We start from the raw sequence: 23,959 nt of genomic DNA on the forward strand, positions 1-23,959 counted from the left end.
CTCAGATTACCGGTGGATCCCCGGCCGAACCGCGTCTGAACAGGGAGGATTCCCTTCTGACCGCCCCGGTCGCCCGGCTGGGCTCGACGTCGTGAAGATCGGAGTCAACGTCCTCAATTTCGGCCCCGGCACCGACCCTGGCGTCCTGCGGGACTGGGCTCAGACTGTGGAAGGTCTGGGCTTCGACCTGCTGATGGTGTCGGACCACATCGCCATCACCCCCGACGTCGCCGAGCGGTATCCGGCGCCCTTCTACGAGCCCTTCACCACGCTGTCCTGGTTGGCCGGCATCACCACCCGGGTCCGGCTCGGCACGACGGTCCTCATCGCGCCCTACCGACACCCGCTGCTCACCGCCCGGATGGCGGCCAACCTGAACGAGTTCAGCGGCGGCCGGTTCGTCCTCGGCGTCGGGGTGGGCTGGGCCCGACAGGAGTTCGCCGCGCTCGGGGTCCCGTTCGAACGACGCGGCCGACTGACCGACGAGCACCTGCGGACGATCCGGGCGGCCTGGGCGGACACGGCCGCCTATGGGAGCGGAACCATCCCGGTGTGGGTCGGCGGCCACAGCGACGCGGGGTTGCGCCGGGCGATACGGCTGGGGGACGCGTGGCATCCGCTGCGCCGCACCATGCCGTGGCTGCGCGAAGGGCTGGTCAAGCTGCGGACCTTCGCGGACGAGGAACACCTCCCCGTGCCCGGATTCGCCCCACGGATCGCCCTCGGACCCACCGCGACGCCGGTCGACGGATCGCAACGGATCGCCGGGGAGGGCACGATCGACCAGATCATCGACGACCTCGAGCAGCTACGCCTGCTGGGCGCCGAGACCGTCGTCCTCGATCCGTACGGCGGCGACCCCCGCGAGACGAGCCATCCCCAGGCGGCCCGCCAGGCACTGGCCACGGTGGCCGCCCGGTTCGACACCACCCGCACTTGAACGGAGCAGTCATGACCACACCCGACGACCACACCCTCCTGCGGCAGGCGATCGAACTCGCGGCCCGGGCCCGCGCGGGCGGGAATCCGCCGTTCGGATCGTTGCCGGCGGGCCCGGACGGGAAGGTCCTGGCGGAGGCGCACAACACGACGCTCACCGACCGGGACATCACCGCTCACCCGGAACTGAAGCTCGCCAGATGGGCCGCCCGCGAGTTGGACGCGGCCTCGGCGGCGCAAACCACGATGTACACGAGTTGCCAGCCGTGCGAGATGTGCGAGGCGGTCATCCAGCGGGCCGGCCTGCGCCGGGTGGTGTTCGCCCTCTCCAACGAACAACTCCTGGACATCAGGCCGGGCAGCGGCCAACCCCCCGTGCCGCAGGTCGGACCCGCACTGCTCGAAGAGGTCCGGGAAGTCGTCGCCGGCTACTACCGCTGACCTTCCGGCCGGAGCCCGGGCGGTGCGGACCGTTGCCGTCCCTCGCGGCTCCGGCTCGCCGCTCATTAGAGTGCACACGTGAGCACTGCTTTTGCCCCCGTACCCGCACGCGTGGCGACGACCGAGGACATCGACGCGATCGTCGCCACCTTGACCACCGCGTTCTTCGACGACCCGATGTGGGGCCCGGCGTTCCCGGACGTCGGCCGTCGGACCGAGCAGGCCGCCGCGCTGTGGCGGCTGTTCGCGACGTCGACACTGCGCTATCCCTGGACACTGGTGACCGAGCACGTCGAGGCGGCGGCTCTGTGGATCCCGCCGGGCGGGACGGAGTTGTCGGCCGACGAGGCGGACGGCTTGGAGAAGTTCCTGGTCGACAACAGCGACCGGACGACGGCGGACAACGTCCTGCGGGTCCTCGAACTGCTCGGCGCCGCGCAACCCGCCGAACCGCACTTCTTCCTGAGCCTGCTCGCCACCCACGACGACCACCGGGGCCGCGGACTGGGCATGGGCCTGCTCGCCGAAAGCCTGAACCGCATCGACGCGCTCGGCGCACCGGCCTACCTGGAGTCGAGCAACCCGGCCAACCACGCACGCTACGCACGAGCCGGCTTCGCCCCACTCGGCACCGTCACCCTCGACACCGGACACATCGTCACCACGATGTGGCGCCCGGCCCGCGACGGCTGAACACACCCGCACCCGCAGCCTCGGGGTCGCCGCCCTGTCCATGCGTGCCCGCTCGGCCTCGGTCGTCACCCACCCGTCGCAGCGCCCCGCCCGCCACCGGCGGCGGCAGCACCGCCACGTCCCGACGAGTCGATCCCCCTCGCCCCCTCGATCCCCCGCGTCACCCGCGCCCCGGGAACCTCACGTTTTGCTCAGATGTCGCCCGTCGGCCCCGTTCACCTCCTAGCCTCGTCGCCAACCCGGCGGCCCGGGCAGCACGTGGCATCTCGGCGATGCGCCGGTGGATACCGCGGCCCGGCCGACGGCCGACCGGAGAGGGGCCGGCGATGACGCACACCAATGGCGAATCGACCCTCGACGGCCCCGACATCGCGCTCGCCGACCCGATGCTGCGCTCCAGGGCCCTGCTCGACGAGGTGGCCGGCCGGCACCCGAAAGCGATCTCCTTCGCCACCGGGCGCCCGTACGGGATCACCGCGGCGGGCATGCCGACCGCGGGCCGGGACGCGCTGTTTCGGGCGCTGCGAGTGCTGCGCGGCTCGGATCGGGACGTGGTGCTGGCGGTCGCGCCCGCCTACCTCGGGCTGACCGACGCGGCCCGGCGGGCCGACGTACCGGTGCTCCCGGTCGCCGACGGCCCGCGCGGCGTCGACCTGGACGACCTGGCGGCGCAGGTGCACGGCGCCCGCGCGGCCGGCCTGCGACCCCGCGCGCTGTACACGGTCCCGGACTTCGCCGGCCCGTCCGGAATCGCCCTGGACCGGCCAGCCAGGCGTGAACTCCTGGCCGCAGCCCTGGAGTTGGATCTGCTGCTGCTCGAGGACAACCCGTACGGCCCGATCCACGTCGCCGGCGATCGCCGACCGCCGACGCTGGAAGCCCTGGACACCCGGCAACGCGTCGTACACGTGGGCTCGTTCGCCGAAACCGGTCGGCCCGGTCCGCGCCGCCGCGTCGGCAACCCGGCGCATCTGCTGGCCGGCCTCGCCGCCCGATTCGGCCGGCGTCCGGCTGCGGATCGGGTGCACTGGAACAGCCCGGACGGGGGCTTCCTCGTCGTGCTGACCGTGCCGTTCGTGGCGGACGACGAGTTGATGGAGCTGTCCGCCCGCGAGTACGGCGTGTTGTGGACACCGATGGCGCACTTCTACGACCCGGGCATCGGACCCGCCCACCGCCTGCGGCTGTCCTGCGGCACGCTCGACCGGGCCACGATCGACCACGGCCTGGACCGCCTGGCGACCCTGATCGGGGATCGGACCGGAATTTCGCCCGGAACCGGCCGCCCCGCCGCGCATCCGCGGCCCGTCGCGGGCCGCGGTCAGTCCCGAACCGGTGCCAGGTAGGGCGCCACCGCGGCGGCAACCGCGGCCGAGCCGAGATAGTTCGTCGCCGGGTGGAAGGCGAACAGGCCGATGCTCTCGGCCAGATCGAGGTCGACCTCCGGGAAGTACGCGGTGAACGGCCGCGGGATCGCCACCGGATCCCCGTGATCGGCCACGTTCACCCAACGACGCACACCGGGTGGACGGCTGCCGGTGCCGTCCGGAGTCGGCCGCAGGCGGTGGAAGACCGCGTGTGGGAGAGCCGGCGGCGAGCCGAGAGTGACCAGGAGATCGAGCTCCAACTCGGGATGGGCGTGCAGGGCCTCGTAGGTGACGACCGTGCCGAGCGAGTGCGCGATCACCACGCGCGGCCGGTGCGCGGCGATACACGCGGCCACCTCCTCGCGGGCGCCGATCCTCGCCGGCCCATCCGCCTCCCGCAGGTAGGTGGTCACCTCTCGCACGAACAGCGACATGAACAGGTGGGTCAGCCGCCCGTCGAGCCGAAACCGGACCGCCACGGCCTGGGCTGCCTGCCGCAGCGGCACGGTCAGTCGGCCCTGCGCGGTCACCGCCGGCAGTTCCAGCGCCGCCATCCACTGATCGGCGAACAGCGCGAGAGCCGGATCAGCCGCGGCGAGCCGATCGAAGGCGTCCTCGTCCGTCCCCTGCGCGATTTTGCCAGTGCAACCGGGCGGCGTCCCCGGCGTAGCACAGGTCGAGCAGAAAGAGCACGGTCGGTGCCCCCTCGTCCTCGTCGTCCTCCAGGCGGACCAGCCATTGGTCCACGGCGGTGTCGACCCGGCTGCCGTCGCCGCCGACCACGTACAGACCGCCGCTGCCGCGGCCCCGCTGCCCGTGTGCGAGCAGGTGCACCACCGCGAGTCCCGGGCCGCCGCCCAGCACCGTACGGACCGCCTCGTCCAGCGCGCCGGCGCTGCCGGCGGGGTCGCCCGAGGACTCCGTCGGGTCGTATCGGTAGGCACTGTGCAGCAGTTCGCGGATCTGCCGGGCGTATTCCGGCGCGTACGCCAATTGCGGCAGCGCGTCGGGCGCCTCCGTGCCGAGGTCGGCGCGGGCGGCACCGGCCACCCCGACCACCGGTGCGCGCCGCCGCGCCGGATTCGCCATGCCCCCGCTCCCCTGCCGGTCCGAGCGCTCAGCCTAGGGTGCAACGCGGTTGCCCCGTACAAGGTTTCCGCAGCTCGAACGGGTGGCGGCGTTCGACGTGAAGTTCCATGGACCGGGCCTGCGTTCGGGCCGACTCGCCGGCGCGGCCGTTCCGCTTGGGCCCGCGTTCGAGTCGACCCGGGCACTCGCCGGCGCATCCGGCCGTTCCGCCGCCGTCATCGTGGTGGCGGTGTCGGGACGGCCACGTCCTCGATAGCATGCATGGTGCACTGAAATTGCTCATCGCCGAGCGAACAGGAGCACCTCATGGTCGTACCGGTAGCGCTGAACCACCTCGCCTACCAAACCCGGGACTTGGCGGCGACGCACCGTTTCTGGACCGATGCGGTCGGCGCGAAACTGGCGGGCGCGGTGCGCGAGGAGTCCCGCACCACCAGCAGCGGCGAGGTCACCGCACCGTTCCTGCACGTGTTCTACGCGCTCGCGAGCGGCGAGTGCATCGCGTTCTTCGACGTGGCCAAGGACTACGCGCCCGTGCCCGACGGCCTCGAATGGTGGACCCGGCACGTCGCGCTCGCGGTGGATTCCGTCGCCGAGGTCGACGCGATGGCCGAGCAGATCCGCCGACACGGGGTCGAGGTCCGGGGCCCGATCGACCACGACGGCGTCTGGTACTCGGTGTACTGCTTCGACCCCAACGGCGTGCACCTGGAAATCACCCACCAGTCCCGCCCGTTGACCGAGCAGGACGCCGCCGAAGCCCGGACCGCGTTCGACGCCTGGCTCGCCGATCGCGCGGCCGGCAGGCTTGCGGGCTGAGCCGCCCGGACCCGCGGCGGGCCGCCGCTACGCGCCGGCTCGTGCGTGGCGCAGCATCACCGTGCGTCCGTCGAACGTGCGCGAGTCGACCAGGTCCAGCGCGTACCGGGTGTCGCCGGGCCGGAAGACCGGCTTGCCGCCGCCCAGGATCACCGGGTGCACGAAGATCAGGTACTCGTCGATCAGGCCGAGTCCGGTGAGCGTGTTGGCGAGCCCGGAACCGCCGCTGAGCAGGATGTCCTTGCCGGGCTCGTGCTTGAGCGCGGTGATGTCCTCGGCGAGGTTCCTGCCGATCACCTGGGCGCCCCACTCGGCCCGGTCCAACGTGTTGGAGACGACCACCTTGCGGGTCGCGCGCCAGATCGGCGCGAACCGCAGGTCGTGCGGATCCGTGGAGATGGTCTCGGCGATCGGCCAGTAGCCGGACATCATCTCCCACACCACGCGCCCGTACAGGAACGTGTCGACTCCGTCGTTGACGGTCTGCCCGAAGTCGGACAGCTCCGGCCCCATCACCGGCCAGTCGAATTCGCCGTTCGGGCCCTCGATGTAGCCGTCGAGCGACTGGTGGACCATGTAGAGGATCTTGCGCATTTCGAAGCTCCCGACTGTGCCGTTCTTCGCTGTTCTCACGGAGAGGTCGGAGTCGATCCCGGGCCCTCGACATCTCCCGCCGAAATCCCGAGAAGAGTTCCCGCCGAGATTTCCCGCGCGTACGGGCCTGCGGGCGGACGAGCGGGCGGGCAGCCGGCGAGTCGACGCCTGGGGTGCCGCGCCCGTCATCTGCCGCGGGTGGTCCGGGCCGCGCGTATTTCCAGGTAGCGGCGCTCCGGGAGGCTCGTGGTGCGGCGGGACGCCTCGCGGTATGCCTCGCGGGCGGCCTCGTGGTCGCCGGCGAGTTCGAGCAGGTGGCCGCGCACCGCCCAGACCCGGTGATGCCCGGTCATCCGCTCGTCGCCGGCCAGCGTGTCGAGCAGGTCCAGGCCGGCTCTCGGTCCGTGCACCATCGCCGTCGCGACGCTGCGGTTGAGGGTGACCATCGGGCCCGGCGACAGGTGGTCGAGCAGCCGGTACAGCGCGAGGATCTGCGGCCAGTCCGTGTCCTCGGCGTGCGCCGCCTCCGTGTGTACCGCGGCGATCGCGGCCTGGAGCTGGTACGGGCCCGGCGGCCCCCAGGTGAGCGCATCGGTGACCAACTCGGTGCCCTCGCGGATCGCCTCCGCGTTCCAGCGGCTCCGGTCCTGCTCGGCCAGCGGGATCAACCCGCCGTCCGCGGCGGTGCGTGCGGCTCGGCGGGCATCGGTCAGCAACATCAGCGCGAGCAAACCGGACACCTCGCCGTCGTCCGGCCGCAACCGGCGTACCGCACGGGTGAGCCGGATCGCCTCGGCGGTCAGGTCGGTGCGGAGCAGGTCCGGGCCCGAACCGGCCGTGTAGCCCTCGTTGAAGATCAGATAGAGCACGTGCAACACCGCGCCCAACCGCTCCATCGGCTCCGACCCGGCCGGCGTGCCGAAGCGAGCGCCGGCGGCCTTGATCCGCTGCTTGGCCCGGCTGATCCGCTGCGCCATGGTGCTCTCCGGCACCAGGAACGCGTCGGCGATCTGCGCGGTGGTCAGGCCACCGACCGCGCGCAGCGTCAACGCGACCTGCGAGGCCCCGGTCAACGCCGGGTGGCAGCACAGGAACAACAGGGTCAGCGTGTCGTCGCGATCGCCGGCCGCGTCGTCGTCGGGTGCGGGCCAGACGTACTCGTCGGCCGGGGCCTGCGCGGCGAGTCGCTCCTCGCGGTTGCGTCGGGCCCGCTCGCTGCGCCAGTGGTCGATCAGCCGCCGGTCGGCCACGGTGAGCAACCAGCCCCACGGACTGTCCGGAATCCCCTCCACGGGCCACTGCACGGTGGCCGCGAGCAGCGCCTCCTGGACCGCGTCCTCGCACGCGTCGAACTGGCCGTGCCGGCGGACGAGCACACCGAGGACCTGTGGGGTCAGTTCCCGCAGCAGGCCCTCGATGTGCACGTCCCGGCTCACATCTCCGTCCCGGCGTCGGTCATCACCGGGCGGACCTCCATCGCCCAGTAGCGGGCGTCCGGCCAGCGTGCGGCGATCTCGACGGCGCGTTCGGTGCTCTCGCACTCGACCAGCAGGTAGCCGGCGAAGTGCTCCTTGGCCTCCACGAACGGGCCGTCGGTGACCGCCGGCACCCCGTCCCGGACCCGTACGGTCCGAGTCTGCGCGGGGTCGGCCAGCGCCTCGCCGCCCAGCAGTTCACCGGACGCGGTCAGCTCGGCCATCAGCGCGTCGACCTCGCCGAACAGTTCGGTGCGCTCGGCCTCGGAGAGTTCCTCCACGAATCCGGGGCGGTTGTGGATCAGCAGCATGAACTTCATCGGTGACTCCTGGTCGCTCTGGTTCGGCTCGGTTTGGTTCGGTCGGGCCGGGTGCCCCCGGTCCGAGCGGCACGGCCCGATCGGGTGCTCGGGATCGTTTCGCCGAGTCGCCGGGCGGGCCGCTCGTATCCGGGTCGGAACGGGTCGACGGTTCTCGACATCCCGGCGGACAGAATGTCGGATCGATCCGCCGCAAACGAGCCCACCCGGCCGTACCCGCTCCCGAACGCCCCGAACGGCGGCGTCCGACACGTCACCCACCCGCAACCGAGGTGCCTTCGGGCGGCGTGGCGCACCCGGCCGGCGAACCCGGTCAACCGGCCTGCGTCGGTTCCGGGCCGAGAGCCGGCGCGGTCGGCGCAGCGGGCACAGCCGCCACCCCGGGCTCGGTCGGCACCGCGGATTCAGCCGCCACCGTGGGCACCCCGGGTTCGGCCGCCACCGACCGCCGGCGCGCCCGCGGCCGCAACACGCGATGGATGGCCAACGTGCCGGTGATCGAGGCCGCGCCGACCAGCGCGATCACGTGCCCGGGGGCGAGCACGCCGGCCAGTGCACCCGCGCCCGCCATGGTGACGCCCTGGAGGGTCATCGTGCCGGTCATCGCCAGGCCCATCGCCTGGCCCGTGGCGGCCTTCGGCACGGCGTCCAGGAAGCGGCGCTGGAGACCGAGTTGGTAGGACAGACCCGCGCTGGAGAGTACGAACAGGCCGGCCGTCACCCACAGCGGCGGGCCCGCGGCGAGGAACGCCAGCGGGACGCCCAGTTGCAGGGCGAGCCACGGCGTCAGGCGTTCGCGCCGGGCCGGGCGCACGAAGCGGCCCACCAGCAGGTCGCCCAGGAGCATCCCGGTGGCGGCCGAGCCGTACAGGACACCGGCGTGGTCGGGCGCGTACGGGACGATCACGCCCTCGGCGGCCACGGTCAGGTTCGCCGGTATCCACTGCGCCAGCAGCAGGCCGCGCACGGTCCGGTCGCCGAGCAGTTCGCGATTGACCCGCCACGTCGCGCGTACCGTGCCCTCGGTCCGGGCCGACGCGGCGCGCTCGGTGCGCGGCGCGGGCGGCAGGCCGAACCACAGGACCGCGGCGGAGGCCAGTGCGGTGCCCGCCGCGAACAACAGCGCACCGCTCGACCCCACCAGTGCGAGCAGCAGGCCGCCGACCGCATAGCCGAGCACCTGCATCGCGCCGGCGGTCATCCCGAACACCGAACGCCCGAGCACGTAGGCGTCGCCGTGCAGCAGTTCGGGCAGCGTGCGCTGCCGCGCGGCGCCCGCGACCGGGCTGACCAGCCCGACGCTCGCCAGCAGCAGCAGGACCGCCCACACCGACAGCACGTCGGCGGCGAGCACCAGCGCGAGCGCGCAGCGCACCAGGTCGTATCCGGCCATCGCCACACGCACCGGCACCCGATCGGTGAGCGAGAGCAACAGCGCCCCGCCGAACGCCTGCGGGACGAACCCCGCGACGAAGGCGAGCGCGGACAGCGCCGGTGACCCGGTGCGTTCGTAGACGAGCACGGCGAGCGCGAGCATCCGCACGGTGTCGCCGATCAACAGCAGCACATAGGAGCCGAACAACACCCGGAAGGCGCCCACCGCGAAGACCTCGCCGTAGGTCGCCGGTTTGACGTCGTCACCGATCATGAGGGCGAGCGTGCCGCGCCGCGCCGCACGCCGGCCATCCTTTCGGCCACAACCGAAACCTGGCAGGCTGCCCGGGGGAGGCGGCAGATGCTCGGGATCGAGGTCGGACCGGCCGACATGGCGCGCAGCAGATTCGGCATCTCACCGCTGGGCGAGGTGGTCTGGGTGCTGCGGACGCTGTCGGGAAGCCATCAGGCCGGTCCGCTGCGGCCGTGGATCGAGCGGCTGCGGCCGGCGTACGACCGGCTGCGCCGCGAGCAACCGGCGGTCGCGGCGATGACGTCGCTGTACCGGCGCCGCGGCTACAACGCGGACTTCCTGCATCCGCCGCCGTCGGGTACGCCGGCCGGCATCGGGGACGAACTGGCCGTACTGCGCGCGACCCCCCTGGCGCGGGCCCGCTCCGAACTCGTGCGCAATCTGGAAGGGCTGCGCGCGCCCTCGGCCTCGGCGCGCGCGCTGCTCGACTCCCCCGATGTCGTGGCCCGGCTGGCGGACGCGATCGAGGCCGCCTGGACGACCCTGGTCGAGCCGGAGTGGCCGGCGCTGCGCGCGGTGCTGGAGCACGATCTGGTGCGCACCGCCGGGCGGTTGGCGGCATACGGCTGGGGTGCGGCATTGGGCGACCTGTCGCCTCGGCTGCGGTGGCGCGACGAGGGCGTGATCGAGGTTGTCCGCGAGGCGACCGACACGGTGACACTCGACGGCGCCGGGCTGTTGTTCGTGCCGTCCGCGTTCGGTGCGCTCATCGTCTACGTGGAACCGCCGTGGCCGTACGCCATCGTGTATCCGGCCCGGGGCGTGGCCGAACTGCTGGGCGCCCCGGCCCGCTCGGACGACGAGGCGCTGGCCGACCTGCTCGGCACCACGCGCGCGACGATCCTGCGCGCGCTGGCCACGCAGGCGACCACCACCCAACTGGCCGCGCGGCTCAACCTCGGCCTGGGCACGGTCGGCGACCACCTGGCCGTGTTGCGCCGCGCCGACCTGATCACCGGCCTGCGGGTGGGCCACTCCGTGCACTACCGACGCACCACGCTCGGCGAGGTACTGGCCAACGGGCGCGGCTGACCCGCCCGGCAGCGCCCGAAGCATCCCGGCAGGACCGCCGTTCGAGGCGCCGGTCCGCCCCGCCCGCAGGCCCGTCCGGTGCCCGCCGGCCGTCAGCCGGTGAGTGCGACCAGGCCCGGGAGGTAGCCCTTCGCCTGGCCCGTGGCCTTCGGGTGGTACGACTCGTCGACCGGCAGCGTCAGCCCGTGCACCCACTCGTCCGCCGCACACACCCCATGCCCCGCGAAACGCGCCCGGACGTCCGCGAACTCCGCGCCGCCGGCCGCGGCCCGGCGCGCCGTGACGTCCGCCACCGTGTCGGCCGCGTCGTCCAGCACCCGCCGCTTGGCCACGCTCAACCCCAGGAGGCAGCTACCCGTCTCGAACAGGCGCGGATACCCCAGCACCACGAGCCGCGCGTTCGGGGCCTGGCGGCGGATCTGCGCGTAGGTCGCGTCCAGGTCGGCCGGCAGGCGGTCGCGAGCGTACGCCGTGGACCTGGCCACCGCGTCCGAACAGTCCCCGTCGCTGCCGAGCACACAGGTCCTGATCGTGTCGGTGAAGCCGATGTCGTTGCCTCCGACGCTGATCGTCACCAACGTGGTGTCGCCGGTCACCGCGGACAGTTGCCGCGCGCGCACATCCGCCGTGGTTGCCGAGGAGCAGGCCACGAACGCGAACTCGGCTGCGGAGTGGGCCTGTTGCCACAGCGCCGGGTAGGCGTTCGCGCTGCGCTTGCAGTCGCCGCCGCCCGCGAGGTAGTCGCCCGCGCCGACGCCCGAACTGTACGAGTCGCCCAGCGCCGCGTACCGCGCGACCGGTGCGGCGGGAGCCGGGTGTGCGATGCCTCCGGCGAACGTGAGGGCCGCGGCGGCGGCGATGGACGCGGCGACACGGGACGGTGACGGCACGGGTGGATCTCCTCCGAGCGTGGGCACGTTGTCGGAGGTATCGACCGGAACGGGAGCCGGCTTGATCGCCCTCACCCATGGGAAGGAAGCCCCGCCGGCCGGTGCCTCAGCCTCGCGCCGGCATCGGCTCGTGGGTGCGGAAGGTCTGGCGGTAGGTCATCGGCGGCACCCCGATCGTGGCGACCAGGTGCTGGCGCAGCGAGGCGCCGGTGCCGAAGCCCGCCCGGTCGGCGATCCGGTCCACGGTCAGGTCGGTGGTCTCCAGGAGCCGGCGGGCGTGTTCGACGCGTTGCCGGGTCAGCCACTGCCCGGGGGTCATGCCCACTTCGTCCCGAAAGCGCCGGGTGAAGGTGCGTACGCTCATCCGCGCGTGCTCGGCCAGTTCGGCCAACGACAGCGGGCGGTGCAGGTGTTCGAGCGCCCAGGCCCGGGTCGCCGAGGTGGTGGCCGAGGACGGCTCCGGGACCGGGCGTTCGATGAACTGGGCCTGCCCGCCCTCGCGCCACGGCGGCGTCACGCAGCGCCGGGCGACCCGGTTGGCCACCTCGCTGCCGTGGTCGCGGCGCAGCAGGTGCATGCACAGGTCGATACCGGCGGCCACCCCGGCCGCGGTGAGGATGTCCCCGTCGTCCACGAACAACACGTCCGGGTCGACCTCGACCCGGGGGAAGCGCTTGCGGAACTGCTCGACCTCGTTCCAGTGCGTGGTCGCCGGACGGCCGTCCAGCAGACCGGCGGCTGCCAGCACGTAGGACGCGGTGCAGATGGACACGATCCGCGTGCTCGGCCGCAGTCCCGCCAGCGCCCGGGCGAGCGGTTGCGGAAGCCAGTCCGGCTCGTCGTTCTCGTCGACACCGCACGTGAACGGCGGCAGCACCAGGGTGTCCGCGGTCGCCAGCACCTCGGCGCCGTGCTCGACGGCGATGGTGAAGTCGGCGCTGGTGCGCACCGGCCGGCCGTCGAGGCTGCAGGTGATCACCTCGTACAGCGGTTCCTCGTCGGCGCCGGTCGCGGTGCCGAAGATCCGGACCGGGATGCCCAGCTCGAACGGATAGACGTTTTCCAGGGCCAGGACCACGACTCGATGCATGGCCGGATCCTTTCACATATTGGCTGCTCGGCCACTCGATGGGCCTCGGGGGCGACGGCAGAGTTGCTGCCACGCCGCCGGGCACGGCGGTCGAACCGCGGCACGAGCAGGGGAATGTGATGAAGATGCGCGCCATCGGACAGGACACGCTGGGTGGGCCCGAGGTGCTGAGGATGGTCGAGGTCGAGCGCCCGACGCCGGGCCCCTCCGAGGTGCTGGTGCGGGTGCACGCGGCCGGCGTGAACCCGACCGACTACTGGCACCGCGCCAGCGGCGGCCTGCTCGGTGACACCCCCGTCCCGCTGGGCTGGGACGTGTCGGGCGTGGTCGAGTCGGTCGGCCTGGGGGTGAGCGTCTTCGCACCCGGCGACGAGGTGTTCGGCATGCCCCGACTGCCGCAGCCGGCCGGTACCTACGCCGAGTTCGTCACGTCGCCGGCCCGGCACCTGGCCCGCAAGCCGGCCGGCCTGTCGCACGTGGAGGCGGCGGCGCTGCCGGTGGCCGCGCTCACCGCGTGGCAGTCGCTGGTGGACGCGGCCGACGTACGGCCCGGACAGCGGGTGTTGATCCACGCGGCGGCCGGTGGCGTGGGCCATCTCGCCGTCCAGATCGCCAAGGCGCGCGGCGCGTATGTGATCGGCACCGCCCGCGCGGCCAAGCACGAGTTGGTGCGCGGCCTCGGTGCGGACGAGCTGATCGACTACACGAGCGTCGACTTCGCCGAGGTGGTGCGCGATGTGGACGTCGTGCTGGACACCATCGGCGGCGAGTACGGGCCGCGCTCGTTGCGGACGTTGCGGCCGGGCGGGCTGGTGGTCTCGCTCGCGTCGCCGGCGGAGCTGGAACTGGTGCCGGTGGCGCAGGCGGCGGGGCTGCGGGCGGGGTTCACCATCGTCGAGCCGGATCAGGGCGGGTTGAAGGAGATCGCGGCGCTGGTCGAGGCGGGCCTGTTGCGGCCGGTGATCGACGCGGTGCTGCCACTGGAGCAGGCGGCCAAGGCGCACGAGTCGGGCGAGAGCGGACGCACCTCCGGCAAGATCGTGCTGACCGTGGTGGAGTAGCCGATCGCCCGGTCCACGCGCCGGCCGGCCCGCGGCCGGCGCGCCCCCGGCCCGCCGACCAGACTTGACGAGCCGGCCAACCCGCGTTCGCCGATACGTCGCTCGGCGCCACTACACACATCTGCATGACCTCAGTGGACAGAAGGACCCTCCTGCGCACCGGCTCCGTCGTCGGCGCGGGCCTGGCGATCGCCCCCGTGGTGGGCGGCGCCGCCTCGGCCTCGACGTCAAACGCGCCGGCGTACGTGGCCTCCGGCCGGCCGAGCCTGAGCCACGGCGTGCAGAGTGGCGACGCCACCGCGTCCTCGGCGATCGTGTGGGGCCGCGCCGACCGGCCCGGTCGGCTCATCGTCGAGTACGGCACCCGGCCCGACCTGCGCGACGCGCACCGCGTGCGGGGCCCGTGGTTGACCCCGGACGGCGACCTCACCGGGCGGGTCCGGTTGCGCGATCTGCCGTCCGGGCGGCGCATCCACTACCGCGTCCGGGTCGAGGGCGAGCGCGGTGCGGCCGGCGAGGCGGTGACCGGTTCGCTGTTCACCGCGCCGAGCGAACGCAGCCGCTCCGGCGTGCGGTTCGTGTGGTCCGGCGACACCGTCGGCCAGGGCTGGGGCAGCAACCCGGACATCGGCGGCATGACGATCTTCGAGCAGATGCGCCGGCTGCGTCCGGACTTCTTCCTCAACAGCGGCGACACGGTCTACTCGGACGGCCCGCTGGTGGAGAGCGTGCCGCTGCCCGACGGCCGGATCTGGCACAACGTGGTCACCCCCGAGAAGTCCAAGGTCGCCGAGTCGCTGACCGAGTACCGGGGGCAGTTCGCGTACAACCTGCTCGACCGCAACTACCGCGCGTTCGCCGCCGAGGTCGCCCAGATCAACCAGTGGGACGACCACGAGGTGCGCAACAACTGGTACCCGGGCCAGATCCTGGAGGATGCCCGCTACACCGAGAAGCGCGTCGACGTGCTCGCCGCGCGCGCCGGGCAGGCGTTTCGCGAGTGGGTGCCGATCGGGGACGACCGGGTCTACCGCAAGCTGTCCTACGGCCGGCACCTTGACGTGTTCGTCCTGGACATGCGCACCTACAAGGACCCCAACGACGACAACCGCTACGCCGACCCCAAGCGCGGGTTGCTGGGCGAGCGGCAGCGCCGGTGGCTGATCGAGGGCCTGTCGCAGAGCCGGGCCACCTGGAAGGTGATCGCCAACGACCTGCCGCTGGGCCTGGTGGTGCCGGACGGCGCCGCCGCGCAGGAGGGCGTCGCGCAGGGCGACCCCGGCGAGCCGCTGGGTCGGGAGATGGAGTTCGCCACGATCCTGCGCACGGCGCAGCGGCGCGGCGTGCGCGGCATCGTGTTCCTGACCGCCGACGTGCACTACACCGCGGCACACCACTACGACCCGTCCCGGGCGGCGTTCAAGGACTTCGACCCGTTCTGGGAGTTCGTCTCGGGTCCGCTGAACGCGGGCGCGTTCGGTCCCAACGCGCTGGACGGCACGTTCGGCCCCAAGGCGGAGTTCGTGCACGCTCCGCCGCGCGCGAACTACTCGCCGCTGGAGGGCTTCCAGCACTTCGGCGAGGTCGAGATCGACGGCCCCTCGGGCAACCTGACGGTCAATCTGCGCGACGGCGCCTCCACCGTGCTGTGGAGCAGGACGCTGCGCCCGGTGCGCTGAGCCCACGGCCCGCACCCGCTCGAACCGAAGGCCCTCGTCGGCGGACGAGGGCCTTCGCGCGTGGGCAAACGGTCCGCGCGGCAGCGATCCCGCTCGTGGGCCTCGCCGCGGCGGCGCCGGGCGAAACATCCATCAGTACCCGAAAAAGCGCGACAAAGATCGTTCGAGGCTTCGATTATGCTCCGCCACCGGTTGCCCCTCGGGGGTCGACGCACAGATCGAAGCGAGGCATACGCATGGACACGACACGCCGGAATCCGCTCTCCGACGAACCGTCCCGAGCCCCGGCCGGCGCACGCGCCTTTCGCACCGTGGTACCCGCCGTCGCCGCGTGCCTGGTGCTCGGCGCATGCGGCGGAGGCGACGACAAGGCGGCGAAGACTCCGGACACCTCCACCGTCGCGCCCAAGGGCGGCGGGACACTGACCGTGGCCATGGCGAGCGACATGCGCTCGATGGACCCGTTCGGCGCGCTGAGCAATTCGTACACCGACAACACCCGGCTCAACGCGGTCTACGACTCGCTGTTCTGGCACGAGGCCAAGACCGGCAAGGTGATGCCGCAGATCGGCGAGAGCCTGATCCCCGACCCGGGCAACGCGTCCTGGACGCTGAAACTCAAGCCGAACGTGAAGTTCTCCGACGGCACCCCCTACGACGCGGCGGCGGTGAAGGCCACCTGGGACGAGCACGCCGCGCCGGCGCGAAAGTCGTACCAGGCGGGCACCATCGCGGCGGTCAAGGCGACCGAGGTGGTCGACCCCACCACCCTCAAGATCACCCTGACCGGGCCGAACGCCAACTTCGACCACATCGTCGCCTCCAACCTGTCCTTCATCGTCTCGCCCACCGCGTACCGGAAGGATCCGGCCGGTTTCGCCCGCAACCCGGTCGGCGCGGGTCCGTACACGTTCAAGGAGTGGACCAACGGCGACCACATGACCTTCGTGAAGAACCCCGGCTACTGGCAGGGCGCGGGCAAGCCCTACGCCGACACCGTGGTGTTCAAGATCATCCAGGACAGCACCCAGGCCCTGGAGACGGTCTTCTCCGGAGGCGCCGACCTGAAGGTCTCGGTCAACGCGGAGGATCCGGTCAAGGCCAAGCAGAAGGGCCTGGAGACCAAGACCGTCACGATCATCGGCGGCGAGTCCCTCTACTTCAACAACAAGCGTGCCCCGTTCGACGACGTGCGCGCCCGGCGCGCGGTGCAGCTCGCGCTGGACGCGAACGAGGTGAACAAGATCTCCTTCAGTGGCAACGGCACGCCCACGCACAGCATCTTCCCGCCGGACAGCCCGCTCGTGGAGCCCGGCACCGAGACGGTTCAGCGCACCGACCGTGCGGAGGCGCAGCGGCTGCTGAACGAGTTGGCGGCCGAGGGCAAGCCGCTGAACTTCACGTATTCGATACCGCAGAACGCGAACGCGCAGCGGACCGCCGAATACATCATGACCTCGCTCCAGGGGCTGAAGAACGTCTCCGTCAAGATCGCGCCGATGCCGATCGCCGCGTTCCAGACCGACATCGTGATCAACAAGAACTACCAGGCCGCGATGTTCAGCTACTACCTCTCGGACGCCGAGCCGGGGCTGTACGTGAACCTCTACAGCACCAGCCCGAACAACTACCTGCTGTACGCCAACCCCACCGTGGACCAGAACCTGGACAAGGCCCGGACCACCAACGACCCGGCCCAGCGCAAGGCCGCGTACACCGCGGTCGCCGCGCAGCTCAAGCAGGACGCGCCACTGTGGACCTACCAGTCCTCGGTGGTGACCGGATTCCACCGGTCGACGGTGGTGGGCATGGTGCTGACCAACGACGGCATGGTGTTGATGGACCGGATCGGCCTCAAGGGCTGATCGGGGCTCGGGGCCGATCCCCGGCTCGCGAACTCGTAGGCTCGCGACTCGGGGGACGCGAGGGGGACTTGAGTCTCCACCGGGTGGAGGCGGCACGGTGAGGGACATGGACGGCGCGACCCTGTATTCGATCGGCGACCTGGCGCGCCGGACCGGCCTGTCGGTCCGGACGATCCGGTTCTACGCGGACGCGGGAGTCGTGCCGCCCACCCGACGAAGTTCCGCCGGCTACCGGCTGTACGACCTCGACGCGCTGGTGCGCCTCGAACTCGTGCGCACACTGCGCGACCTCGGCATCGATCTGGTGACCATCCGACGGGTGTTGGCCCGCGAGGTCACCGTCGCCGAGGTCGCCGAGGCGCACGCGAACGCGGTGGACACGCAGATCCGCACGCTGCGGTTGCGTCGGGCCGTATTGCGCGCGGTGGCTCGGCGGGCTTCCAGTCCCGAGGAGTTGGACCTGATGCACAAGCTCGCCAAACTGTCCGACGAGGAACGCCGGAAGATGATCACCGACTTCCTCGACGCGACCTTCGCCGACCTGGACGTGGACCCGGATTTCCTGGCCAAGATGCGCTGCGGGTTGCCGGCTCTGCCGGACGACCCGACCACCGAGCAGGTCGAGGCGTGGGTCGAACTGGGCGAACTGGTCGCCGATCCGGACTTCCGCGCGTCGATTCGGCGGATGGCCGAGTACCAGGCACGCACCCGCGGCGACGACGTCGCTCCCGGCACCCACGAGCGGCTGACCACGATCACCCGTGAGTGGGTCGAGGCGGCCCGCACGGCCGGCGTCGAGCCGACCTCGCCGGAGGCCGAACCGGTGCTCGCCGACCTGCTCGCGGAATACGCCACCGCCTTCGGCCGGAACCCCGACGACGCCTTCGTCGCCTGGCTGGCCGAGCGCTTCGAGGTGGGCACCGACCCGCGCGCCGAACGCTACTGGCAACTGCTCGGCGTGATGAACGGTTGGCCGTCCTGGCCGAGCCTGGCCCCGGTCTTCGACTGGTTCCTCGCCGCGCTGCGGGCCCGGAGCCGGTAGCCGCCCGCGCGGACGCGAAGAGGGTGGTGGGCGCGTGCCATCCGCCCACCACCCTCGATCAGCGGGCCCCGATCAACGGATCGGCGCCCTGCCGGTTCAGCCGACCAGGACGCCCTCGCGGTCGCCGTCGCCGCCGGCCTTCGGCTCCTCCTCGTCCGGGTGCTGCGCGAGCTTGCTCGGCCACCAGATCTTGCGGCCGATGTCCAGGCCCAGCGCGGTGACCAGGACCGAGCGCACGATGAAGGTGTCCAGCAGCACGCCCAGCGCGACGGTGAAGCCCATCTCGGCGAACGCGACGATCGGCAGCGTGCCGAGCACCGCGAACGTGGCCGCCAGCACCAGGCCGGCCGAGGTGATCACGCCACCGGTCGCGGACAGGCCGATCAGCACGCCGCGCCTGGTCCCGTGCTTCTTCGACTCCTCGTGCACCCGACTCATCAGGAACACGTTGTAGTCGATGCCCAGGGCCACCAGGAAGACGAACACGAACAGCGGGAAGCCCACGTCGGTGCCCTTGAAGCCGAGCAGGTGCTCGAAGGTGAACACGCTGATGCCCAGCGCCGCGGCGAAGGACAACACCACGGTGGCGATCAGCACCAGCGGTGCGATCACCGCCCGCAGCAGCAGCCCGAGCACGATCAGCACCACGAGCAGGATGAGCGGGATGATCACCTTGTCGTCGTGCTCGGACGCCTTGGCGACGTCCATCTGGGTCGCGGTGCCGCCGCCGACCTTGGCCGCGCCGTCCGGGACCGCGTGCATCGCGGTGCGAACCCGCTTGACGGTGTCCTTGGCCGCCGCCGAGTCGGGCGACGCGCTCATCACGCCCTCGATCTGCACCCGCCCGTTGGCCGTGCCGGTCCGGCGGACTCCGTCGGGAGCGATCCCGGGGGTCGTCTGGAGCTTTTGCATCAGCGCGGTCGCGGCCGACTCACGGCCGATCACCACGATCGGGTCACCGGAGCCCGCCGGGAAGTAGCGCTCGGAGATCTCCTGGCCGGTGATCGACTGCGGCTTGTCGGTGAACGAGTCCTTGTTGGCGATGCCGTCACCGTTGAGGTTGGTCAGGCCGATCGTCATCACGCCGAGGATGATCGCGGTCACGATCCACACCAGGCGCGGGCCGCGGGCGATCTGCCGGCCGACCTTGGCCCAGATGCCGTTCTCGTCGTGGGTGATCGCGTCCGGCTCGTAGGCCGGGCGGACCGGCCAGAACACCCAGCGGCCGACGATCACGAGCAGCGCGGGCAGCAGCGTGGTCATCGCGATCAGGCCGACCACCACACCGAGCGCGCAGACCGGGCCCAGGCCCTTGGTGGACTGCATCTCCGCGGCCATCAGGCACAACATGCCGACGCCGACGGTCGCGGCGCTGGCCACGATCGCCGGTCCGGCGCGGAACAGCGCCGCCGCCATCGCCTCGTGCCGGTCCTCGTACCGATGCAGTTCCTCGCGGTAGCGGGCGATCAGCAGCAGCGCGTAGTCGGTGCCCGCGCCGAAGATCAACACGGTCAGGATGGCCGCGCTCTGGCCGTTGACGACCAGGCCGGCCTTGGTGAACATGTACACCACGGCCTGCGCGGTGAACAGCGCCGCGACCGCCGAGATCACCGGGAGCAGCCACAACACCGGGCTGCGGTAGGTGAACAGCAGGATCAGCACGACCACGCCGAGGGTCGCGTACAACAGCGTCCCGTCGATGCCCTCGAACGCGGCGGCCTGGTCCGCGCCGAGCCCGGCCGGGCCGGTGACGTACGACTTGAGCCCGTCCGGGTTGTCCTTCAGGCTCTTCTTGATCTCGTCGACCGCGTCACCGAGGTCGTTCCAGCCACCGTCCTTGATGGTGATCGGAACCAGGACCTGCGCGGCCTTGTTGTTCGGTTCGAACCGCGCGTCCTCGACCTTGTTCGTGACCCCCTTGGCGGTGCCGAACTTGGCCTGGTCGTCGGCGATCGCCTTCGTGTCGTCCGGCGTCAGGCCGGAGGCGCGCTCGTAGACCACGACGGCGGGCACCGTCGTGTCCGGGCGGAAGTCCTTCTGTTCGTTGATCACCTTCGTGGACTCGGCCTCGGCGGGCAGCCACGACGAGACCTCGTTGTTCTGAGCGTCGGTCAGCTTGGCCGAGAGCGGTGCTGCCGCAACGAGCAACACCAACCACAAAGCAAGCACGACCCACTTGGATCGACGCCCGCACGGCAACGCCGCAAGCGCCTTGATCCGGTTCATGTATCCCCCAGCTGATGGGCTGATTCCAAGGAAGCAGCGGTCGATCGACAACATGGAGTCAGCTCTACGCCGGCTCCGTGACCGGGCGATCGAGACTGTCCGCGACCCCTCCCGGAGCCAACCGGTCGGTGTCGAATTTTCTGTGTTGCATACAGGAGTTCAGACTGGCCAGCGCCCCGAAACTCATCGCTTGCCGGCAGTCCGACGGCGGATTGTCCCCGATGGACGCTCCCACCGTCCACCGATTAACCCCCAGTTGGGCACAGGGCGGGTTAATACATGGTGAACTCGCCGAATCGGAAGGGCATATCGGCGGTCGGACGACGAGGCGAACCGCAGCCACCGCATCGGCCGACCCGTTGGTCGGGTGTCACCCGTCGGTCAGACGTCCTCGGCCGCGGTTGTCCCTCCCCCGTCGCGCTTCGGATTCCGGGGCAGCACGGCCAGGCCGTCCAGGAACCGTTCGAGGATGAACTCGAATCGTTCGTCGATGTGCGGACCGGTGAGCTCGCGCGCCGTCGCCACCAGGTGCGGATAGGTGTCCGCCGGGAAGGCCGCGATCGTGTCGCCGATCGCGGTCACCGCCTCGCGGACGGGCACCCCGGCGACCACCGCCGCCGAGATCGGTCGCTGCTCGCCGTACACGAACCCGGTCACCAGCGTACTGAGGCCGTAGGTGATGTACGCCGCGTCCTGCCGGCCGAACCCGGCCCGGTCCAACATCGCGAGTTGGTGCTCCATCACCGCGGCCATCCCGGGGCCGGACGGGAAACGGCCCATCAGCACCCGTACGGAGTCCCGCCTGCGGTTCAAAAAGCTACGGAACGCCCAGGCCAGATCGCGCAGTTCGACCCGCCAGTCGCCGCGGACCGGCGGCAATGCGGGGACACCGATCCCGAGCAGTCCATCGGCGAGCAGGTCGAGCAGTTCCTCCTTGTCCCGCACGTGCCAGTACAACGACGGTGCCCGCACGCCGAGTTCGGCCGCCACCGAGCGCATCGACAGGGCATCGAGGCCGTCGCGCTCCAGCACGACCAGTCCCGCCCGGACCAACGCGTCGAGGGTCACCGCCGGCCGCCGTCGCGCGCCGTCCGCCGGCGCCCGGCCCTTGCCCGTCATGCCCACTCCTTGTCGTCGACCCCGGCGGGTGTTGCCGCGGACCTCGTCGGGTCGATCCTCCTACGGATTCAGGTCATTCCTCTTCCGCATTCGGAGCGTTTCCGCCCCGGGACCCGAATCCGGATCCGCGCCCCGGTCCGGGCCGGGGTCCGGGCCGGGGTCCGGGCCGGGGTCCGGATCCGGATCAATCCTCTTGCGTCGATGCCCGGCGGAGTGCAATCTAACACCGTTAGACAACAACTAACACTGTTAGGGAGCGACAATGGCGCACGATCCGCCCGGTCCGATACCGGGAGCGCGACCCCCCTCGACCACGCCGGGCGGCACCGCCCCGGCCGCACCGGCGCGGGACGGCACGCCGCGCAAGGGTCTGATCCTGGCCACGCTGTGCGTCGCGCTGTTCGTGGCCATGCTCGACAACGTGGTGGTGTCCAACGCGCTGCCCAGCATCGACCGCGATCTCGACGCGGGGGTCAGCGGACTGCAATGGGTGATGGAGGGCTACAGCCTGGTCTTCGCCGCGCTGCTGCTGACCGGCGGCACCCTGGGCGACCGATACGGCCGGCGCCGCGTGTTCCTGATCGGCCTCGGCGTGTTCACGGCCGGATCCATCGCCTGCGCGCTGGCCGGTTCGCTCACGGCGCTGATCGCCGGACGCGCGATCCAGGGTGTGGGCGGCGCACTGTTGTTGCCCGGCAGCATGTCGATCATTCGACACGTGTTCACCGACGACCGGGAGCGGGCCCGCGCCATCGGCATCTGGTCGGGGGTCTCCGGCGCCGGGCTCGCGCTCGGCCCGGCGATCGGCGGCCCACTGGTGGACACGTTCGGCTGGGCGAGCGTGTTCTGGATCAACGTGCCGGTCGGTATCGCCGGGATCGTGATCGGCGCCTGGGTCCTCCCCGAATTCGCGGAACGCCGCAGTCGCTTCGACGTGCCGGGACTGCTCCTGGGCGTACCGGCGGTCGGTGCGCTGGTATTCGCGCTGATCGAGGGCCCGGCCCAGGGCTGGACCTCGGCCCTCGTACTCAGCGCCGCCGCCCTGGCCGTGGTCGCGCTGATCGCCTTCGTCTGTGTCGAACTGCGGGTCGAGCAACCGATGCTCGACCTCGGCTTCCTGCGCGACCGAGTGATCGGCGCCGCCATGTGGGGCGGCTTCGCGGTGAGCTTCGGGATGTTCGGCGCCTTGTTCTTCCTCGGCCTGTACATGCAGGACGTGCTCGGGTACACGCCGACCGAGGCGGGCTTCGCGTCGTTGCCGTCGACGCTGGCGATCATGATCGCGGCGCCGATCTCCGGGCAGTTGGCGGGCCGGATCGGGCCGCGCGTGCCGCTCGTGGCCGGGTTGACCCTGTGCGGGGTCGCCCTGGGCGGGCTCTCCTTCTACGGGGCGGACGTGTCCTACGTGGAATTCTTCTGGGTGTTGCCGTTCCTCGGCGCGGGCATGGGGTTGTGCTTCACGCCGATCTCGGTCGCGGTGATGTCGCGGGTCGAACCGGCCCGGGCCGGCATGGCGTCGGCGGTCACCAACACCGCCCGCGAACTGGGTGGCGTGGTCGGCATCGCCGCACTCGGCGCGGTGCTCACCGGGCGGCTGTCGAGCCGGTTGACCGAACTGTTGGCCGACGCGCGGGTACCCGCGGACGACACGCGCCGGATCGTCGATGCCGCCACGTCGGGGGGTGGCGGCGGGATCGGGCACCTGGGCGGTGCGCCGACGGTGGTCCGTGAGGCCGCGACGACGGCGTTCATGGACGGCCTGCACCTGGCGCTGTGGACCGGCTCGGCGATGTTGCTCGGGTCGGCGGTGTTGGTGGCGTGTCTGATGCGGGATCGGCCCCGGGCGGCGGTGGGCGGCGAAGCGGGCGCGTTGGCGAAGGTCGCGGCCTGAGCGGGCGGGTGCGGTGGTTGGGCGGGTGCGGTGGCCGGGCCGGGCAAGGTGGCCCGGGGGCACGGGGGCGCGGTCGCCCGGGGGCGCGGTGGCCGGGCGGCCGGGCCGGCCGCGCGGGCGGACCACCGCGCGGCTCGGCGGTCGCGGGGCGGATGCCGGGAGCGGGCCTGCTCGGGGCTCCCGTCCCGGCTGTGCGACCGCCGGTGGCGGGTGTGTGTCAGCGTTCGGACCCCGGGCCGAGGACGGGTTTGACGTCCAGGATCGGGGTGCCGTCGATCGCTTCGAGATTGCGTACGTGCAGCCTGAGGCCGTCGACCGCGGTGAGCACGACCCGGTGCAGTCCGATCGGGTTCGGCCGGTCCGGCGAGCGGGTGCTGAACACGCCGGTGGCCGGCCGCTCCCGGTCACCGCGCGGATGCACGCTCAGCACGTCGCGGCCGGCCCGGTCCAGCCAGGTCAGCAGGACCACCTCGTCGCCCGCGCGCAGGTCGCCGAGTCCCGCGCGCACCTCCTCCTCGAACACGAGCCACGCGTCGGGCGCCCCCTCGTCGGCCTGCCGGGGTGCCGAACTCCGGTCCACGAGCGTCGATTCGACCCTGCCGATGGGTCGCACCGTGTACACGTCCCGGGCCATCGGGAC

General features: G+C 71.7%; 22 protein-coding genes. 11 read left to right on the top strand and 11 right to left on the bottom strand.

The window, feature by feature from the left end:
* Nucleotides 1-91: 91 nt before the first annotated feature.
* The 4 genes from A3IC_RS0116115 (at nucleotide 92) to A3IC_RS54745 (ending at nucleotide 3,419) form a co-directional block, all read left to right on the top strand.
* Nucleotides 92-940, top strand: a complete 849-nt coding sequence (locus A3IC_RS0116115; protein ID WP_020551080.1) for an LLM class flavin-dependent oxidoreductase — start codon at nucleotides 92-94, stop codon at nucleotides 938-940.
* Nucleotides 941-951: 11 nt separating this feature from the next.
* Nucleotides 952-1,380, top strand: coding sequence for a nucleoside deaminase (locus A3IC_RS0116120; RefSeq protein ID WP_020551081.1), 429 nt, complete (start codon nucleotides 952-954; stop codon nucleotides 1,378-1,380).
* Nucleotides 1,381-1,458: 78 nt separating this feature from the next.
* Nucleotides 1,459-2,073 (top strand): GNAT family N-acetyltransferase, encoded by a 615-nt coding sequence (locus A3IC_RS0116125; protein WP_026218326.1) that lies wholly within the window; start codon nucleotides 1,459-1,461, stop codon nucleotides 2,071-2,073.
* A 326-nt stretch (nucleotides 2,074-2,399) separates the two neighbouring features.
* Entirely contained in the window at nucleotides 2,400-3,419 is a 1,020-nt protein-coding gene (locus A3IC_RS54745) for an aminotransferase-like domain-containing protein (protein ID WP_020551083.1), read from the top strand.
* Here A3IC_RS54745 and A3IC_RS54750 read toward each other — a convergent pair.
* Both A3IC_RS54750 and A3IC_RS54755 read right to left on the bottom strand, forming a co-directional pair.
* Complete coding sequence (locus tag A3IC_RS54750; protein WP_020551084.1) at nucleotides 3,395-3,994, bottom strand: hypothetical protein; 600 nt, start codon at nucleotides 3,992-3,994, stop codon at nucleotides 3,395-3,397. The genes A3IC_RS54745 and A3IC_RS54750 overlap by 25 nt on opposite strands.
* 31 nt (nucleotides 3,995-4,025) lie before the next feature.
* Nucleotides 4,026-4,529, bottom strand: coding sequence for a hypothetical protein (locus A3IC_RS54755; RefSeq protein WP_020551085.1), 504 nt, complete (start codon nucleotides 4,527-4,529; stop codon nucleotides 4,026-4,028).
* A gap of 306 nt (nucleotides 4,530-4,835) precedes the next feature.
* On the opposite strand from A3IC_RS54755, the gene A3IC_RS54760 reads away from it, so the two are divergent.
* Nucleotides 4,836-5,348, top strand: a complete 513-nt coding sequence (locus tag A3IC_RS54760; RefSeq protein WP_020551087.1) for a VOC family protein — start codon at nucleotides 4,836-4,838, stop codon at nucleotides 5,346-5,348.
* Nucleotides 5,349-5,375: 27 nt separating this feature from the next.
* On the opposite strand, the gene A3IC_RS0116150 is transcribed toward A3IC_RS54760, so the two are convergent.
* The 4 genes from A3IC_RS0116150 to A3IC_RS0116165 all read right to left on the bottom strand — a co-directional run bounded on the left by A3IC_RS0116150 (nucleotide 5,376) and on the right by A3IC_RS0116165 (nucleotide 9,385).
* Complete coding sequence (locus A3IC_RS0116150) at nucleotides 5,376-5,942, bottom strand: dihydrofolate reductase family protein (RefSeq protein ID WP_020551088.1); 567 nt, start codon at nucleotides 5,940-5,942, stop codon at nucleotides 5,376-5,378.
* Nucleotides 5,943-6,127: 185 nt separating this feature from the next.
* Entirely contained in the window at nucleotides 6,128-7,378 is a 1,251-nt protein-coding gene (locus A3IC_RS0116155; RefSeq protein WP_020551089.1) for an RNA polymerase sigma factor, read from the bottom strand.
* Nucleotides 7,375-7,737, bottom strand: coding sequence for a YciI family protein (locus A3IC_RS0116160; protein ID WP_020551090.1), 363 nt, complete (start codon nucleotides 7,735-7,737; stop codon nucleotides 7,375-7,377). Before A3IC_RS0116160 ends, A3IC_RS0116155 begins: the two co-directional genes overlap by 4 nt.
* A 313-nt stretch (nucleotides 7,738-8,050) precedes the next feature.
* Entirely contained in the window at nucleotides 8,051-9,385 is a 1,335-nt protein-coding gene (locus tag A3IC_RS0116165) for an MFS transporter (protein WP_020551091.1), read from the bottom strand.
* An 87-nt stretch (nucleotides 9,386-9,472) separates the two neighbouring features.
* Between A3IC_RS0116165 and A3IC_RS0116170 the strand changes: the two genes are divergently transcribed.
* Nucleotides 9,473-10,456 (top strand): ArsR/SmtB family transcription factor, encoded by a 984-nt coding sequence (locus A3IC_RS0116170; RefSeq protein WP_020551092.1) that lies wholly within the window; start codon nucleotides 9,473-9,475, stop codon nucleotides 10,454-10,456.
* A gap of 92 nt (nucleotides 10,457-10,548) precedes the next feature.
* Here A3IC_RS0116170 and A3IC_RS0116175 read toward each other — a convergent pair whose 3' ends face one another.
* Together A3IC_RS0116175 and A3IC_RS0116180 are read right to left on the bottom strand one after the other, a co-directional pair.
* Nucleotides 10,549-11,346 (bottom strand): SGNH/GDSL hydrolase family protein, encoded by a 798-nt coding sequence (locus tag A3IC_RS0116175; RefSeq protein ID WP_020551093.1) that lies wholly within the window; start codon nucleotides 11,344-11,346, stop codon nucleotides 10,549-10,551.
* Nucleotides 11,347-11,452: 106 nt separating this feature from the next.
* Nucleotides 11,453-12,436 carry a GlxA family transcriptional regulator gene (locus A3IC_RS0116180; protein ID WP_020551094.1) on the bottom strand — a complete coding sequence of 328 codons (984 nt, stop codon included), beginning with the start codon at nucleotides 12,434-12,436 and terminating at the stop codon, nucleotides 11,453-11,455.
* 125 nt (nucleotides 12,437-12,561) lie between these two features.
* Here A3IC_RS0116180 and A3IC_RS0116185 point away from each other — a divergent pair, with 125 nt between their 5' ends.
* The 4 genes from A3IC_RS0116185 to A3IC_RS0116200 all read left to right on the top strand — a co-directional run bounded on the left by A3IC_RS0116185 (nucleotide 12,562) and on the right by A3IC_RS0116200 (nucleotide 18,083).
* Nucleotides 12,562-13,497 (top strand): NADP-dependent oxidoreductase, encoded by a 936-nt coding sequence (locus A3IC_RS0116185; RefSeq protein WP_026218327.1) that lies wholly within the window; start codon nucleotides 12,562-12,564, stop codon nucleotides 13,495-13,497.
* Nucleotides 13,498-13,622: 125 nt separating this feature from the next.
* Nucleotides 13,623-15,176, top strand: coding sequence for an alkaline phosphatase D family protein (locus tag A3IC_RS0116190; protein ID WP_020551096.1), 1,554 nt, complete (start codon nucleotides 13,623-13,625; stop codon nucleotides 15,174-15,176).
* A gap of 236 nt (nucleotides 15,177-15,412) precedes the next feature.
* Entirely contained in the window at nucleotides 15,413-17,041 is a 1,629-nt protein-coding gene (locus A3IC_RS54765) for an ABC transporter substrate-binding protein (protein WP_020551097.1), read from the top strand.
* Nucleotides 17,042-17,147: 106 nt separating this feature from the next.
* Nucleotides 17,148-18,083, top strand: coding sequence for a helix-turn-helix domain-containing protein (locus A3IC_RS0116200; RefSeq protein WP_020551098.1), 936 nt, complete (start codon nucleotides 17,148-17,150; stop codon nucleotides 18,081-18,083).
* A 96-nt stretch (nucleotides 18,084-18,179) separates the two neighbouring features.
* Here A3IC_RS0116200 and A3IC_RS0116205 read toward each other — a convergent pair whose 3' ends face one another.
* Both A3IC_RS0116205 and A3IC_RS0116210 read right to left on the bottom strand, forming a co-directional pair.
* Nucleotides 18,180-20,309, bottom strand: a complete 2,130-nt coding sequence (locus tag A3IC_RS0116205) for an MMPL family transporter (protein WP_026218328.1) — start codon at nucleotides 20,307-20,309, stop codon at nucleotides 18,180-18,182.
* A gap of 381 nt (nucleotides 20,310-20,690) precedes the next feature.
* The gene (locus A3IC_RS0116210) at nucleotides 20,691-21,428 is read right to left on the bottom strand and encodes a TetR/AcrR family transcriptional regulator (RefSeq protein ID WP_020551100.1); all 738 of its coding nucleotides are present in this window, start codon (nucleotides 21,426-21,428) and stop codon (nucleotides 20,691-20,693) included.
* A 262-nt stretch (nucleotides 21,429-21,690) separates the two neighbouring features.
* Between A3IC_RS0116210 and A3IC_RS0116215 the strand changes: the two genes are divergently transcribed.
* Nucleotides 21,691-23,319 (top strand): MFS transporter, encoded by a 1,629-nt coding sequence (locus A3IC_RS0116215; RefSeq protein WP_020551101.1) that lies wholly within the window; start codon nucleotides 21,691-21,693, stop codon nucleotides 23,317-23,319.
* Nucleotides 23,320-23,536: 217 nt separating this feature from the next.
* Here A3IC_RS0116215 and tsaA read toward each other — a convergent pair whose 3' ends face one another.
* Nucleotides 23,537-23,953 carry a tRNA (N6-threonylcarbamoyladenosine(37)-N6)-methyltransferase TrmO gene (gene tsaA / locus A3IC_RS0116220; RefSeq protein WP_020551102.1) on the bottom strand — a complete coding sequence of 139 codons (417 nt, stop codon included), beginning with the start codon at nucleotides 23,951-23,953 and terminating at the stop codon, nucleotides 23,537-23,539.
* Nucleotides 23,954-23,959: the final 6 nt, after the last annotated feature.

Source organism: Embleya scabrispora DSM 41855, from assembly GCF_000372745.1.
Taxonomy (GTDB): Bacteria; Actinomycetota; Actinomycetes; order Streptomycetales; family Streptomycetaceae; genus Embleya; species Embleya scabrispora.